16 protein-coding genes are annotated in these 15,021 nt (G+C 70.2%); 9 read left to right on the forward strand and 7 right to left on the reverse strand.

What is annotated here, in order from left to right; translation table 11 throughout:
* From H7I41_RS03675 to eccE, 7 genes are all read left to right on the forward strand, one after another.
* Nucleotides 1–503 (forward strand): PPW family C-terminal domain-containing PPE protein (locus H7I41_RS03675; protein WP_505011356.1); only part of this gene is annotated, 503 nt, incomplete at its 5' end.
* Between the two features lie 56 nt (nucleotides 504–559).
* Complete coding sequence (locus tag H7I41_RS03680) at nucleotides 560–853, forward strand: type VII secretion protein EsxS (RefSeq protein WP_264011213.1); 294 nt, start codon at nucleotides 560–562, stop codon at nucleotides 851–853.
* A 31-nt stretch (nucleotides 854–884) separates the two neighbouring features.
* Entirely contained in the window at nucleotides 885–1,175 is a 291-nt protein-coding gene (locus tag H7I41_RS03685; protein ID WP_264011214.1) for a WXG100 family type VII secretion target, read from the forward strand.
* Between the two features lie 36 nt (nucleotides 1,176–1,211).
* The gene (locus H7I41_RS03690; protein ID WP_264011215.1) at nucleotides 1,212–2,099 is read left to right on the forward strand and encodes an ESX secretion-associated protein EspG; all 888 of its coding nucleotides are present in this window, start codon (nucleotides 1,212–1,214) and stop codon (nucleotides 2,097–2,099) included.
* A complete protein-coding gene (gene eccD / locus H7I41_RS03695) occupies nucleotides 2,081–3,490 on the forward strand; it encodes a type VII secretion integral membrane protein EccD (protein ID WP_264011216.1) in 1,410 nt (469 codons plus the stop codon). Before H7I41_RS03690 ends, eccD begins: the two co-directional genes overlap by 19 nt.
* Before the next feature lie 10 nt (nucleotides 3,491–3,500).
* The gene (mycP, locus tag H7I41_RS03700; RefSeq protein ID WP_264011217.1) at nucleotides 3,501–4,874 is read left to right on the forward strand and encodes a type VII secretion-associated serine protease mycosin; all 1,374 of its coding nucleotides are present in this window, start codon (nucleotides 3,501–3,503) and stop codon (nucleotides 4,872–4,874) included.
* On the forward strand, nucleotides 4,871–5,836 hold the full coding sequence (gene eccE / locus H7I41_RS03705; RefSeq protein ID WP_264011218.1) for a type VII secretion protein EccE: 966 nt from the start codon (nucleotides 4,871–4,873) through the stop codon (nucleotides 5,834–5,836). Before mycP ends, eccE begins: the two co-directional genes overlap by 4 nt.
* Here eccE and H7I41_RS03710 read toward each other — a convergent pair.
* Nucleotides 5,821–7,020: an alpha/beta hydrolase family protein gene (locus tag H7I41_RS03710; protein WP_264011219.1), complete on the reverse strand. Its 1,200-nt coding sequence runs from the start codon at nucleotides 7,018–7,020 to the stop codon at nucleotides 5,821–5,823. The genes eccE and H7I41_RS03710 overlap by 16 nt on opposite strands.
* 36 nt (nucleotides 7,021–7,056) lie before the next feature.
* Here H7I41_RS03710 and H7I41_RS03715 point away from each other — a divergent pair, with 36 nt between their 5' ends.
* Nucleotides 7,057–7,821, forward strand: a complete 765-nt coding sequence (locus tag H7I41_RS03715) for a trans-aconitate 2-methyltransferase (RefSeq protein WP_264011220.1) — start codon at nucleotides 7,057–7,059, stop codon at nucleotides 7,819–7,821.
* On the opposite strand, the gene cysC is transcribed toward H7I41_RS03715, so the two are convergent.
* From cysC to H7I41_RS03745, 6 genes are all read right to left on the reverse strand, one after another.
* Nucleotides 7,818–9,710, reverse strand: a complete 1,893-nt coding sequence (gene cysC, locus H7I41_RS03720; RefSeq protein WP_264011221.1) for a sulfate adenylyltransferase subunit CysN — start codon at nucleotides 9,708–9,710, stop codon at nucleotides 7,818–7,820. The two genes, H7I41_RS03715 and cysC, sit on opposite strands and share 4 nt — an antisense overlap.
* On the reverse strand, nucleotides 9,710–10,627 hold the full coding sequence (gene cysD, locus H7I41_RS03725) for a sulfate adenylyltransferase subunit CysD (RefSeq protein WP_264011222.1): 918 nt from the start codon (nucleotides 10,625–10,627) through the stop codon (nucleotides 9,710–9,712). The genes cysC and cysD overlap by 1 nt, the downstream gene beginning before the upstream one ends.
* Nucleotides 10,624–11,427: a trehalose 2-sulfotransferase gene (stf0, locus tag H7I41_RS03730; RefSeq protein ID WP_264011223.1), complete on the reverse strand. Its 804-nt coding sequence runs from the start codon at nucleotides 11,425–11,427 to the stop codon at nucleotides 10,624–10,626. Before stf0 ends, cysD begins: the two co-directional genes overlap by 4 nt.
* Before the next feature lie 51 nt (nucleotides 11,428–11,478).
* On the reverse strand, nucleotides 11,479–12,888 hold the full coding sequence (locus H7I41_RS03735) for a sulfatase family protein (RefSeq protein ID WP_264011224.1): 1,410 nt from the start codon (nucleotides 12,886–12,888) through the stop codon (nucleotides 11,479–11,481).
* 112 nt (nucleotides 12,889–13,000) lie between these two features.
* Nucleotides 13,001–13,618, reverse strand: coding sequence for a cutinase family protein (locus H7I41_RS03740; RefSeq protein WP_264011271.1), 618 nt, complete (start codon nucleotides 13,616–13,618; stop codon nucleotides 13,001–13,003).
* Nucleotides 13,619–13,778: 160 nt separating this feature from the next.
* Nucleotides 13,779–14,432 (reverse strand): TetR/AcrR family transcriptional regulator, encoded by a 654-nt coding sequence (locus tag H7I41_RS03745; RefSeq protein ID WP_264011225.1) that lies wholly within the window; start codon nucleotides 14,430–14,432, stop codon nucleotides 13,779–13,781.
* Between the two features lie 152 nt (nucleotides 14,433–14,584).
* Between H7I41_RS03745 and H7I41_RS03750 the strand changes: the two genes are divergently transcribed.
* Nucleotides 14,585–15,001, forward strand: coding sequence for an MmpS family transport accessory protein (locus tag H7I41_RS03750; protein WP_264011272.1), 417 nt, complete (start codon nucleotides 14,585–14,587; stop codon nucleotides 14,999–15,001).
* Nucleotides 15,002–15,021: the final 20 nt, after the last annotated feature.

The following is a 15,021-nucleotide window of genomic DNA, read 5'->3' on the forward strand; positions in this document are numbered from 1 at the left end:
CACCGTCCACGTCGGCCGCCGCCCCCGCACCGTCCACGTCGGCCGCCGCCCCCGCGGCGGCGCCGATCGCGCCGTACGCCGTGGCGGGGTCCGATCCGGAGGAGGGGTTCTCCCCGACGTTCCGGGAGGGTTCGAGTGCCAAGGCGCCGGCGTCCGGCATCCCCGCCGCGGCCGCCGCTGCGGCGCTGTCGGCCGCGGAGCGGCGGAAACGGCGGCGCAAGAAGGTCGCCGAGGTCAAGGGGCGCGGATACGCCGACGCCTACATGGACTACGAGGACGAGCCTGACGGCGAGACGTCGTCGGCCGATGAGCCGCGGGTGAGTGCGTCGACCCGCGGTGGCGGGCCGATGGGGTTCAGCGGTACCGCGGGCCGCTCCGATGCCGCCGCTGCGGGGCTGACGACGGTGTCCACCGATGCGTTCGACGGGGGCCCGGTGGTGCCGATGCTGCCCACGTCGTGGGAGCCCGAGCAGGACGGCCCGGAGGGGGGATCGCGCAACTGAGCGACGTGCTGGGGGACAGTCTGTTTCGAACGAACAAGGGTGAAAGGAAGCAATAGATGAGCATGTTGGATGCGCACATTCCGCAGTTGGTGGCCTCCGAGGCCGCGTTCGGCGCCAAGACGGCGCTGATGCGTTCGACCATGGCGCAGGCCGAGCAGGCGGCGACGTCGGCGCAGGCGTTTCACATGGGTGAGTCGTCGGCGGCGTTCCAGGCCGCGCACATGCGGTTCATCGAGGTGTCGGCCAAGGTGAACGCACTGCTGGACATCGCACAGGTGAACCTGGGCGACGCCGCAGGCACCTACGTGGCCGAGGACGCCGCGGCCGCGTCGACCTACACCGCGATCTGACCGGATTCAAAGGCGAACGAAAGGGTTTGTGATGTCTCAGATCATGTACAACTACCCGGCGATGATGGCTCACGCCGGAGAGATGTCGACCTATGCCGGCGCGATGCACGCGGTGGGCGCGGACATCGCCAGCGAGCAGGCAGCGCTGGCCGGTGCGTGGCAGGGCGACACGGGTATGACGTACCAGGCGTGGCAGGCGCAGTGGAACATGGCGCTCGAGGAGTTGGTGCGCGCCTACCGGGCGATGGCGTCGACCCACGAGATGAACACCGCGTCGATGAACGCGCGCGACATGGCCGAAGGCGCCAAGTGGGGGGCATGAGCCACCGCTGGCAAACCGGGGCCGGCGTCAGGCTCAGTGAGTCCTAACGCCGTCGAACTGACCGTCGAGCAGGCGTGGTTCGTCGCCGACACCCTCGGTGCGGGTTCCTTTCCGTGGGTGTTGGCGATCACGCCGCCGTACAGCGACATGTCTCAACGGTCCCAGTTCGTCGCCGAACGCACCGCCGAGTTGACCGCACTCGGGGTGATGAACGCCGACGGGATGATCGATCCCGCGGTGGCACAGTGGGTCCGGGTGACGACGCGCGCTGAGCAGTGGCTCGATCTGCGCTTCGTCTCCGGGCCGGGCGATCTGCTGCGCGGTGTGATCGCGCGCCGCGAGGGCCGCACCGTGGTGGTCCTGCGCAACGCCCACCTCGTGACGTTCACGGAGATGGCGATCGATCACCCGCATGCGCTGGTTCCGGTGCTGGCCGTCGGACTGTCGGGGCGCAAACCCGCCCACTTCGACGAGTTCGCCCTGCCGGCTGCGCTGGGCGCCCGTTCCGATCAGCAGATCCGCGACGGTGTTCCGCTGGCTGAGGTGCTGGACTTCCTCGGGATTCCGGCGTCCGCCCGTCCGGTCGTCGAGGCCGCCTTCGCCGACACCAGAACGTATGTGGAGATCGTCGCGGGCGAGCACCGTGACGGCCACCGCGTCACCACCAGCGTCGGCGTGAGCATCGTCGACACCCTCGCAGGCCGGGTGTTGGTCAGCCCGGCCAAGGCGTTCGACGGGGAATGGGTCTCCAGCTTCGCCCCGGGCACCCCGTTCGCGATCGCCGCCGCCGTGGAGCGGCTGACCGGTTCGCTGCCCAGCGGACCCTGGTTCCCCGACCTCAACCTCACCCGCGACTTCGACGCGGAGACAACCGAAGACACGACGAGAGATCCGAGAAACGAGCAATGTCCGACAACACTGTGATGCCGATCGTGCGCGTGGCCGTCCTCGCGGCCGGCGACGACGGCGGCCGGCTGACCGAGGTCGCGCTTCCTGCCGACCTGCCGCTGCGCGAGATCCTGCCCGCGGTCCAGCGCCTGGTGCTGCCGGCAGGCGGTTCAGACGATCCCGAGGTGCCCGACCCGGTGCGGCTGAGCCTGGCACCCATCGGAGGGGCGCCGTTCAGCCTGGACGCCACGCTGGACACCGTGGGCGTCGTCGATGGTGATCTCCTTGCGCTGCAGCCGGTCCCGGCGGGCACCCCGGCGCCGCGCATCGTCGAGGACATCGCCGACGCCGCCGTCATCTTCTCGGCGGCACGCGCCAAGCCGTGGGGCATCGCCCAGATCCAGCGCGGCGCGACGCTCGCGGTGCTCGGTCTGGTGCTCATCGCCACGGCCCTGTCCGTGACGCACCGGGTGGTCACCGACGAACTGGTCGGACTCTTCACCGTCTGCGGACTGGCCCTGGCCACCGCGCTGGCTGCGCTGCTCGCCCGCCCGGGGGCCGCCCGGCTGGGCACTGCGCTGTCCGTGGTGGCGCTGGCGCCGGTGGCAGCCGCGTTCACGCTGGCCGTACCCGGCGAATTCGGTGCACCTCAGATTCTGCTCTGCGCTGCAGGCGTGGCCGCCTGGTCGGTCATCAGCCTCACCACCGGGGCACGCGCCATCGGCCTGTTCACCGCGACGGCGACCGTCGGCCTCGGCGTCCTGCTGGCTTCCGGCGCGGCGATCTTCTGGGAGCTGAACCCGGTGAAGATCGGCTGCCTGCTGATCGTGATCGGGCTGCTGGTCACCGTTCAGGCCGCGCAACTCTCCGCGACGCTTGCCCGGTTCCCGTTGCCGGTCATCCCCGCACCCGGGGACCCGACGCCGTCGGCCCAGCCTCTGCGCGTCCTCGAGGACCTGCCGCGCCGGGTGCGGATCAGCCAGTCCCATCAGGTCGGCTTCATCGCGGCCGGTGTGCTGCTGGCCGTCACCGGTTCGCTGTTCCTGGTCGCACCGTCGGACGCCTCGCCGTGGGCGTGGTACGTCGTCGCGGCAGCTGCCGCCGGCGCCACTCTGCGTGCCCGCGTGTGGGATTCGGCGCCCTGCAAGGCGTGGCTGCTCGGTCATTCCTACCTGGTGGCCACCGCGCTGCTGGTGACGTTCGCGGTGACCGAGCGCTACCAGGCGGCGTGGTGGACGCTGCTCGCGCTGGCCGTGCTGGTCGCGGTGTGGGTGATCGTCGCGCTCAACCCGAAGGTCGCATCGCCGGAGAGCTATTCGCTGCCGATGCGGCGCCTGGTGGGCTTCGCCGCGGCCGCCGTCGACGCATCGTTGATCCCGGTGATGGCCTACCTGGTCGGGCTGTTCACCTGGGTCCTCGAACGGTGATGCCTCGGTGATGCACAAGGTCTTGGCGTCGCTGACCGCGACGTGCACGGTGCTGCTGATCAGCAGTCCACCTGCCGCCGCCGTCAGCCCGCCCGAGGTCGACCCGCTGCTGCCGCCGCCGTCCGGCAGCGCCGGACCGGCGCAGCCGATGGAACAGCGCACCGAATGCGTGACGAGCGGCGTGATCGGCGGCAGCGATCCCGGTGCGGTCAGCCCGAATGCCGTCGCGCTCGACCTGGCCGGCGCCTGGGAGCACAGCCGGGGCGAGGGGCAGACCGTCGCGGTCATCGACACCGGCGTGCAACCCGGTCCGAGGCTGCCCGACGTGGAGCCGGGCGGGGACTTCGTGCAGTCGACCGACGGCCTGACCGACTGTGACGGGCACGGCACCCTGGTGGCCGGCCTGATCGCGGGCAAGCCGGGCACCGACGGCTTCTCCGGGGTGGCGCCGAACGCGCGGATCCTGTCCATCCGGCAGAACTCCGCGGCGTTCTCCCCGCGCAACCCGGGCGAGGACCAGGCCACCGCGCGGGCGGCGGGCGACGTGACGAGTCTGGCCCGGGCGGTGGTGCGCGCCGCCGATCTCGGCGCCCGCGTCATCAACATCTCGGTGGTCACCTGCCTCCCGGCGGACAGGTCGGTCGACCAGGCGGAACTCGGCGCCGCGCTGCGGTACGCCGCCATCGAGAAGGACGCGGTCGTCGTGGCGGCCGCGGGGAACCAGCGCGGCGGCCTGACCACCGGGACGGCATGCGAGTCGAATCCGGTTGCCGACGCGGGCAATCCTGCCGACCCGAGGAACTGGGCGGGGGTCACCTCGGTCTCGATCCCGTCGTGGTGGCAGCCGTACGTCCTGTCGGTCGGATCGCTGACCCCCGGCGGGCAACCGTCGGACTTCACCATGGCCGGCCCGTGGGTCGGCATCGCGGCGCCCGGCGAGAGCATCACGTCGGTGAGCAACGCCCCCGGCGGCGGTCTGGCCAACGGCCTGCCCAACGAGAGGCAGGAGTACAACCCGATCAAGGGCACCAGTTACGCGGCGGCATACGTGTCGGGCGTCGCGGCGCTGGTCCGCAGCAGGTATCCGCAGCTGTCGGCCGAACAGGTGGTCCGCAGGCTGACCACCACCGCCCACGGCGGCCCGCGCACGCCGTCGAGTGTGGTCGGCGCGGGCAGCGTCGACCCCGTTGCGGCGTTGACCTGGGATGTGCCCGAAACCGCAACGGCGAAAGCCGTTTCCAGCAAGCCGGTGGCCGCGCCGCCGGAACCACCCGCGAAGGACGACACCCCGAGGATCGTGGCGTTCGCCGGCGCGGGCGCGCTCGCGCTGATCGTGCTGGCGGTCGTGGTGTTCGGCTCTGACCGACGAAAGGACCCCGCATGACGGTTCGGATCACCCTGGCGGCACTCGTCATCGTCGCGGCGGCGCTGGCCTACCCGTGGCAGACCACCCTCGACTGGTGGGTGCTCGGCGTCGCCGCCGCGGTGCTGATCGTCGTCTTCGCCTGGTGGCGTGGGCTCTTCGCCACGACGATGGTCAGCCGGCGCCTCGCGGTGTGGCGCCGCAACCACGGCAAGCGGCACGCCAAGGGGTCCGGCAGGCCGGCGGCCTACGCGACCGTGGTGCTGCGGCTGGACCCGTCCGAACAGCGGGCAGTGCCGCTGCCGCTCATCGCCGGCTACGTCGAGCGCTACGGGATCCGCGCCCACAAGGTGAAAGTCGTCAGCCACGACGCCGGCGGCACCCGCACCACGTGGGTGAGCCTGACGCTGGGAGCGGCGGACAACCTGGCCGCGCTGCAGGCACGGTCGACGAGCATCCCATTGCAGGAGACGGCGCAGATCGCAGGCCGCCGGCTGACCGATCACCTTCGCGAGGCCGGCTGGAATGTGACGGTGGAGGACCGGGCCGACACTCCCGTCCCGCCGGGCGCGAAGGAGACGTGGCGGGGTGTCCGGGACGAGGCCGGATTCGTCGCCGCGTACCGGGTCGCGGTGAAGGACAACCTGTCCGAGACACTCGCCGCCGTCCCCGCGCTGTCTTCGGACACCTGGACCGCGCTGGAGATCACCGGCACGGCGGCGCGTAGAAGCGTCGCCGTCGGGTGCGCGGTCCGCACGGCGGAGCGGCCCGGCGCCGGAGCACCCGCCGCCGGCCTCACCCCGCAGCGGGGGCGGCACCGCCCGGCGCTGGAGGCGCTGGCCCCGGCGTCCGACGAGCGGCTGGAGGGCGATCCGACGGCGCTGCCCGACGGTCTGCTCGACCAGCTGTGGTGGCCGACGGACCAGCCGGGCCGCCGGGAACCCGTGACGCAGGACGCCGTCGCCGCTCAGGCCAGCATGTAGCCGCTCATGAAGCGCGTCATCCGGCGCAGGTAGTCCGGCTGGCTGACGTGCAGCAGGTGGTTGCCGGGAAACCAGTGGAACGCACAGCGATCCCAGTGCTCCCACAGCATCTCGGCCTGTTCCGGCGGGGCGAGCCGGTCACCGAGCCCGGTGATGATGAGCCGGCGTTCCTTCGGCACCAGCGGGCGGTAGTTCAGCGGCGAGGAGTACCGGGTGGCGGCCTCCGCGATCTGTGGGTCAGTCTGTGCGACTGCGCGATTGAGGGCGACCAGCTTGTTGGCCGGGAACCACTCGTCGACCGTGCGATCGGGCGTCACGACGGGAACGTTCGGGATCACCACCTGGATCCGCTCGTCGACCGACGCGATGAGCGCGGAGGTGTAGCCGCCCAGAGAGATACCGGTCAGCGCGATGCGGTCGACACCGGTGAACTCGAGATAGTCCAGCAGCGAGCGGAAGTCGTGCACCGCCTGGGCCATCGCCTCGGCGAATCCGGCGGCGCCGCCCGCGAAGTAGCCGTAACCGCTGAACGGCGACCACTTCTCGGCCCGTCGGCCGTGGAACGGCAGGGTGTAGAGCAGCACGTCGTAGCCGGACCGGTAGAACCAGGGCAGCGACAGGAACAGGCCGTTGGCGAGGTACGCGGAGCCGAGGAAGCCGTGGATGACGCACAGCGTCGGGTGCGGACCGTCATCGTGGCGCCAGTGCTGCGCGCGGACCACGTTGTTGCGCTCGAAGCCGCTGCACCGCTCCCGCAGCGCCGGGTTCACCGCCTCGAAGCTGCTCCTGAACCTGATGTTGTGCACCCGCCCGTGTGCGATCCACTCGGCGACGGGATTGGCCGGACGCGAGGAGATCCGCGGCGGCTCCTTCGGCGCGGGGAACGACACTGCGGGATCGCGGGCCGCCGCCAGTTCGCCGTAGAACCGCAGGTGCTCCTGCTCGATGCCGGCCTGTTCGGGCCGGAACAGCGATCCGATCACCGACGGCAGCATCGCCGCGCCAACCATCGACGCCAGACCGGTGCGCAGTGCGATGTCCGCGGCGGCCGACGAGTCGACGATCAGCCGCTGGCGGACGGTGAGATCCTCCCGACGAGGCAGCCCACGGGGGCCGGCGTCGCCACCGGGCACGTCGGGAACGGGGATGGGCGGATCGACCGGGTCGGCGCTGGACGGCTCCACGGCCTCCGATGCTAGCGAAGTGCGAGACTGACGCACATGTGGAATCCCGACACCTACCTGGCCTTCGCCGACCACCGCGGGCGGCCGTTCTTCGACCTGCTGGCGCGGGTGGGTGCGCAGGATCCCCGCCGGGTCGTCGACCTTGGCTGCGGCCCGGGGAATCTCACGGTCACCCTGACCGAGCGGTGGCCCGGCGCGGTGATCGAGGCCTGGGACAGCTCGCAGGAGATGGTGGACGCCGCCCGAGAGCGCGGCGTCGACGCCCGGGTGGGCGATGTGCGTGCATGGACGCCGGCGCCCGACACCGATGTCGTGGTGAGCAACGCCACCCTGCAGTGGGTGCCCGAACACCGGGACGTGCTGGTGTCCTGGACGCGCGCGCTGGGCGCGGGCGCGTGGATCGCCTTCCAGGTGCCCGGCAACTTCGACGCGCCGTCACACGTCGCGGTGCGCGACCTCGCGAGCAGCGTCGAATGGCGGGACCTGTTGAGTGACATACCGTTCCGCGTCGGCAAGGTGGTCGACGCACCCGCCGGCTACGCCGAACTGCTCACCGAGGCGGGCTGCACCGTCGACGCATGGGAGACCACGTACCTGCACGAGTTGACCGGCGATCACCCGGTGCTCGAGTGGATCACCGGCACCGCGCTGACCCCGGTGCGCAGCCGCCTCGACAACGATCAGTGGCAGCGCTTCCGCACCGAACTGATCCCGCTGCTGGACGAGGCCTACCCGGCCACGCCCGACGGCCGGACGTTCTTCCCGTTCCGCCGGGTGTTCGTGGTGGCCAGGGTCGGCTAGCGCCTCTGGTTCAGCAGGTCGAGAACCTGGGCGACCAGACTGTCGATGTCGGCGCCGGTGGTGTCGAGCACCAGATCCGCGTTCTCCGGCGCCTCGTAGGGCGCGTCGACACCGGTGAGGCCCTTGAGCTCGCCGGCGCGGGCCCGCTTGTAGAGGCCCTTCGGATCGCGCTTCTCGCACTCTTCGGCCGACGTCGACACGTACACCTCGATGAACGGCAGCTTCGCCGCATCGTTGAGCGCGCGGGCGATGTCGCGGTCGGACTTCAGCGGCGACACCAGCGACGCCAGCGCCACCACGCCGGCATCGGCGAACAGCCGGGTGAGATGCCCGACCCGACGGATGTTCTCGGCGCGGTCACCGGCGGAGAAGCCGAGATCATCGGACAGCCCGTGCCGGATGTTGTCGCCGTCGAGCAGGTACGCGACCTGACCCGACTCGACCAGGGCCCGCTCCACCGCCACCGCGATCGTCGACTTTCCCGACGCGGGCAGCCCGGTGAACCAGATCGTGGCGCCGCGCTGCCCGGTGGCCGTCCACCGGTGGGCGCGGTCGAGAGACGATGGATGCCAACGGATGTCGTTGCGCGTCTGCTCGCCGGGCTTGACCTCTCGCGGCTCGGTGATGGTGCCGGCGCCGACGGTGTCGTTCGTCGTCTCGTCGATCAGGATGAAGGCGCCGCTGTCCCGGTTGTCGGCGTAGGCGTCGGCCACCACGATCGAGCTGGTGCGCAGCGTGACAGAGCCGATGTCGTTGAGCGACAACTCGACCGGGTTGTCGACCTCCTCGAGCGTCTCTGGGTCCAGCCGGCTGTGCAGGGCCTGGACGGTGGCCCGCACCGTCCGGGTGCCCTGCTTGAACGCCAGCCGGTCGCCGGCCCGTAGCGGGGTGTCGCGGAACCAGCACACCGTGCCGTCGACCTCACGGGCCAGCACCGGCAGGGTGGCGTCCTCCTCGCCGCTGACGAAGACGTCGCCACGGCCGACGTCGATGTCGTCGGCCAGCTCGATCGACACCGACAGCGGCGCGACGGCCACCGGCCGGTCGTCGTCGAGGGTGTCGACCACGGTGACCGTCGACCTGGTGCCCGACGGCAGGCTCACGACGGTGTCACCGACACTCAGCGTGCCCGCCGCCAGCCGGCCGGTGTAGCGGCGGCGCTGCTCGGCGGTCGGCCGCGACACCCACTGCACAGGGAGCCGCAGCTTGCTCGCCTCCGGTTGCGGCGCAACGAGTTCGACGTTCTCGAGATACTCCAGCAGTGTCGGCCCCTCGTACCAGGGCGTGTTGTCCGAGCGGTGCACCACGTTGTCGCCGAGTTTCGCGGCGATCGGGATGACCGTGAGCTCGAGGCCGCCGAGGCGTGCCGCCACCTGATGCAGCTCCTCGCGCACCTCCTCGAAGCGGTTGCGGTCGAAGTCCACCAGGTCGATCTTGTTGACCGTCGCTACGAAGTGCTTGATGCCGAGCAGCTTCGCGATTCGGGCATGCCGGTTGGTCTGGCGCAGCACACCGGCGCGGGCGTCCACCAACAGCACGGCGGCGTGGGCATTGGACGCGCCGGTGAACATGTTGCGGGTGTAGCGCTCGTGGCCGGGGGTGTCGGCCAGGATGTAGCTGCGGCTCTCGGTGGAGAAGAACCGGTACGCGACGTCGATCGTGATGCCCTGCTCGCGCTCGGCGCGCAGCCCGTCGGACAGCGCCGCCAGGTCGGCGACCCCCTCTTCGTCCTTGACGGCCTCCAGATGGTCGAGCGGGAGGCTGTCGGTGTCGTGCAACAGCCGCCCGATCAGCGTGCTCTTGCCGTCGTCCACCGATCCGGCGGTCGTGATCCGCAGCAGCTGGCGGGTGACCGGGGTGGTCGGTGCCGACACCGTCGAAGCGCTCATCAGAAATAACCCTCTCGCTTGCGGTCCTCCATGGCGGCCACCGAGGTGCGGTCGTCGGCGCGGGTCTCGCCGCGCTCGGAGACGGTGGCCGCGGAGATCTCCTCGATCACCTTCTCGATGTCGACGGCCCGCGAGCGCACCGCACCGGTGATCGTCAGGTCGCCGACGGTGCGGTAGCGCACCCATTCGACCGCGGAGGTCTCGTCGCCCTGGGGCTGCACGTACTCCGACACCGCCAGCAGGATGCCGTCGCGGCCGACCACCTCCCGCTCGTGGGCGAAGTAGATCGAGGGCAGCTCGAGGTTCTCCAGCTGGATGTAGCGCCAGATGTCGATCTCTGTCCAGTTGCTCAGCGGGAAGACCCGGACCTGCTCGCCCTTCTTGATGCGGCCGTTGTAGAGCGACCACGGCTCCGGGCGCTGTGCGCGGGGGTCCCACTGCCCGAACTCGTCGCGGAAGCTCAGGATGCGCTCCTTGGCGCGGGCCCGCTCCTCGTCGCGCCGGGCGCCGCCGAAGGCCGCGTCGAAGCCACCGGCCTCCAGCGCGTCGAGCAGCGTGCGGGTCTGCTGCCGGTTGCGCGACGCGCCCGGACCCGGATCGGGCACCCGGCCGTTGTCGATCGACTCCTGTACCGACGCGACGATCAGCTTGTGGCCCTGGCCGGTGGTCCGGCGGTCGCGGAACTCGATGACCTCGTCGAAGTTGTGGCCCGTGTCGACGTGCATGACCGGAAACGGCAGCGGCGACGGCCGAAACGCCTTCTCCGCCAGCCGCAGCAGCACGATGGAGTCCTTGCCCGCCGAGAACAGCAGCACCGGCCGCTGCAGCTCGGCGACGACCTCCCGGATGATGTGGACGGCCTCGGCCTCGAGCAGGCGGAGTTCGTCGACCCGGAGGTCCTCGATGGTTGCTGTCATGTCGGAAGTCCTTCCCTCTGCGCGTCGGCCTTGTAGCGGTCGACCCATTCGTCGGAGCGCTGATCGGCCTGCCGTTCGAGCACCGGCGACGGCGCAAGCCGGGGATCGAGGCCGAGTCGTTCGAGGACGTCTCCGACGACCTGGGTGAGGTTGCGCCACAGCACCGGGTACGGCACGTCGACGTAGTCGACGCTCTCCTCGGCGAACCAGGTGTGCCAGCCCTCCTCCTGGGCGCGCAGCATCCTGACCACGTGGGCGATGGCGCCGGCGTGGTACTCGGCGCGGGCGTCCCGCACCGGGTCGGGCCTGCCGCGCCAGACCCGGGTCTGCACCGCCCGCCAGAACGACACCGCCTGGGAGATGACGTCGGGCCGGTACACGTGCACCAGCAGCGGGTCGGAACCGACCACGTCGCGGATCGCCGCGAGCAGGCCGTCACCGGACCGGTCGGGCAGATCCTTGGCGCGGTCCAGCAGCAGCGGCGTCTGGTTCCACATCAGCTTCCCGCCCCAGACGCCGTTGGGGGTGCGGCCGACGGTGCGGATGTAATCCCGCCAGATCGTGGCAGGGGCCAGGTCCGGCGTGCCGGCGTCCAGCGGGTCGAGCAACCGAAGGATCGATTCGTCGGTGACGTCGGCGAACCACTCGCGGGGCTGGGGCGCCTGGCTGGTGCGGGGCAGATACTGGAAGAACTCCTGGGGTTCACCGGCGACGCCGGTCGCTCGCAGCGACTCGACGAGCAACGTGCTGCCGCTGCGCTGCGACGCCAGCACGAGATACGCCGTCGGATGGTCAGGCATGCGCGAGAGCCTAACCGGCGCCGTATTCCGTTGCAGAACCGACTATTTGAATCATCGTGATCCTGACTCTTGTGTGGTGCTGTGTTGATCTTCGATGCCGCGGTCGGCCGCGAGCGCCGACCTGCTGGTGATCCTTCCGCCGTGGATGCGCAGGTATGTCTCGGTGAAGCGCTCTGAGATCCGGGTACCCGCGAAATCGGAGGGAATCACGTCGTTGGTCTTCTGTCTCCAGTCGTGCAGCAACAGGGCGAGATCGTTGGCGACGGCCTCGGCATCCGCGGTCGCGTCGGGACCGAGCAGGTTGTCCTGCTCCGCCGGGTCGGTGCGCAGGTCGTACAGCTCGCGTTGCGGCCGTTCGGAATTCACCAACGGCGCCACCGCCCGGCCGGGCGCGCTGGCGGCGATGTCCCACGGCAGGTCCAGCAGCGGCCGTGCGGCGTAATTCTCGATGTAGCTGTAATCCTTGGTCCGGATCGCGCGGATGGGGTCGAAGGAGTCGTGGTAGGTCTTCGTGGAGTACAGGTGGGTGCGGGTCTGGGAGCCGTCCACCGGCGGCGCGATGAGGTTCGCTGCGTGGCTCATGCCGTCTACGTCCGCGGGCACCTCGATGCCGAGCAGGTCGAGCAGCGTCGGCACCAGGTCCACACCGCTGAACAGGTCGTCATAGGCCGTCGGCGCGATGCCCGCGTCGCGGGGCGGCCGGATGATCATGGCGATGCCGGTGCCCGCGTCGTAGAGCGTCGACTTGGCGCGCGGCAGGGCGGGCCCGTGGTCGGTCATGAACACCACCCAGGTGCTGCGGTCCAGACCGGTCTCCTCCAGGGTGTCGAGCAGCCGGCCGACCGCGGCGTCGGCCACGGTGATCGAACCGTAGAAGTCGGCGAGGTCCTGGCGGACCTCGTCGTTCTCGGGCAGGAAACCCGGCACCGAGACACTGTCGGGGTCGGCGGGGGTGTACCGGTCGTGCGGATACGGCCGGTGCGTCTCGAAGAACCCCGCGGTGAGCAGGAACGGCCGGTGCGGCGACTGCCGCAGCCAGGCGGCGGCGTGCTCGACCACGTACTCGCAGAACGAGTTGGACACGTCGAACTCGGTGAACCCGAGCCGGGCCGGGAAGGAGGTCTCGTGCTGCATGCCGAAAAGAGCAGTGTGATAACCGGTTTCAGCAAGGATGTGCGGCAGGGTGCGGATGCCCGAGCGGTACTCCCAGCCGTGGTGGGCCAGCCCGACGAGGCCGTTGGTCTGCGGGTAGCGGCCGGTGAACAGCGACCCGCGTGAGGGCGAGCACAGCGGTGCGGTGGCGTGGGCGCGGGTCAGCAGGATGCTCTCGGCGGCGAAGTCGTCCAGGCGCGGGCTGGTGACGTCGGGGTGGCCGTAGACGCCGAGATACCGGCCCAGGTCGTGCCAGTGCACGATCAGGACGTTGTCTCGACGGGTGCTGTCGCGGCGTGGCTCGGTCACCGGGCTCCTCTCGCTGGTGTGCTGTCACCGCACAGCGTCCGGTGTCGATGCGCAACCCTTTGCCTCATTCAAAGATTCCACATCCGGCGCCCGTCGGTGCGCCGCGGAGGCGCTACCTCTTGGACGGTGCGGGGCCGACGCTCGGCTGCACGTGGCGTGTCACCCACTGTGCGGCCAGTTTGACCAGACCGGACTGCGGATAGCGGACGTGCGCGTCGAAATCCTGACCGAGTGAGCAGATCGGGTCGTTGGTGTTGCACAGGTCGGCGGTGCGTGCGCCGAACACCGGGCTCATCCGGGTCAGCGGCTGGCCCACCCGCGCCGAGGGGTTGCCGAAGACGGTGATCGCGGCGATGTGCGGGACGACCGCGGCGGGAAGCGGCGCGCTGTAGCCGAGCCCCGCGATCGGCGACGTGGCCACGACATCGATGACCGCCGCGCCCTGCGAGTAGCCGCCGAGCACGATCTTCGTGTCGGGACACTTCGCCGCCGTGGACTGGGCACGGCGGCTGGCGTCATTGGCGCCGGCGGCTACCTGGACGAAGTCCCACGACGCCGGGTATTCGACGGCGTAGGTGCCGATGGACTTGCCCTTGACCATCGGACGCAGCGCGCCGACCAGCGCCTTTCCGACGACGCCGAGCCCGGGCGGTTCATCGGTGCCGCGCGCGAAGATCACCTCGATGTCTGAACACTTCGGGGCGGCGGATGCCGACGGGGCGGCAGGCATCGCGAGGACGGCGAGCGCGGTCACCGACGTGGCGACCGATGCCGCCCGTCGCGCGAACCGGCTGTCGACGGACACGGCCTCTCCTTGGTTGGCTGGATCTTGATTTTATACCCAGATTTCACAGGGATCACTCCAGTCACACAATGAGCAGGCCCGGCAGTCAGCCCGCGGGGCGCCAGCCGTGCATCGCGGCGTCCATCTGTTTCTCGTCCAGCGGCTCGACGTCGAGGGGTTCCTGCCCCTCGCGCCGGCGCATGCCGTCGAGCAGCAGCGCCACGTACCGCCGCCACAGTCCGGGCTCGACGTGCCCGGCCCACTCGCCCACGGTGCCGGCAAGCAGTCCGAGGCAGGGCACGTCGGTGGGTTCGATGTCGGCCCGCAGGTGGCCGTCGTCGCGTGCCCGCTCGACCAGTTTCGACGTCAGCGGGGCGATCCGCTCTCGGGCGCAGTCGACGCCGTACCCGCCGTAGGCGGTGCTGTAGACCATCTGGCGCAGGCCCCGGTCGGTGGCGGTGAGTTCGCAGAGCTGCTCGACGAACCACACGAAGCCGTCCCACGAATCCTCTTGCTGTAAAGCCGCTTCCGCGAGGGCGACGACCTGCTGGATGCCGTGTTCGAAGATCGCGTCGACGAGTTCCTCTTTGGTCGCGAACCGTCGGTAGACGGTGCCGACGCCGACATTCGCGTGCTGGGCGACGTCGTTGAGGGTGGCCTCCATGCCCTTCGCCGCGAACAGTTCGCGCGCGGCCTCGAGCACGCGCTGCCGATTGCGTTCGGCGTCCTTGCGCAGCCCTCGGCATGGTTTGTCAATCATCACGGTCAGTTTAGTGATCTGCGTAACGGGCGTCCATAAGTGGATTGACGCTATCCACTTAGCGGCTTAGATTGCCCTTCTAGATCAACCGCCGCCAGGTCGCCTGCGGCAGCCACCACCGCGAAAGGGTCGACGTGACCGCAGTCTTCGTGATGCTCAAACGCGTCTGGTTGCCCCTCCTGTTCGTGGTCGCCATCGCGGTCGGCGTCGTCAGCGTGGCCCACCTGCGATCGGTGTTCGGTTCGGACGGCGCGGTGGTGACACCGGTCGGCACCGACACGGCGGACAACTTCAACCCCAAGGTCGTGATCTACGAGGTCTTCGGCTCGGGCGGCACCGCGGTGATCAACTACACCGACCTCGACGGGCTGCCGCAGCGGACCGGCGAGGTGACCCTGCCGTGGTCCCTGCGGCTCGAGACGACGGTGCCCTCGGTGACGCCGAACATCCTGGCTCAGGGCGACGGCGAGTCGATCGGCTGCCGCGTCCTCGTCGACGACGAAGTGAAGGACGAAAGGACGGCTCAGGGCGTGAACGCCGCGACGTACTGCTTGGTGAAGGCGGCATGAGCGAAGCTTGCGAGCGAATC

The sequence above is a fragment of the [Mycobacterium] manitobense genome (assembly GCF_025821665.1).
GTDB lineage: Bacteria > Actinomycetota > Actinomycetes > Mycobacteriales > Mycobacteriaceae > Mycobacterium > Mycobacterium arseniciresistens.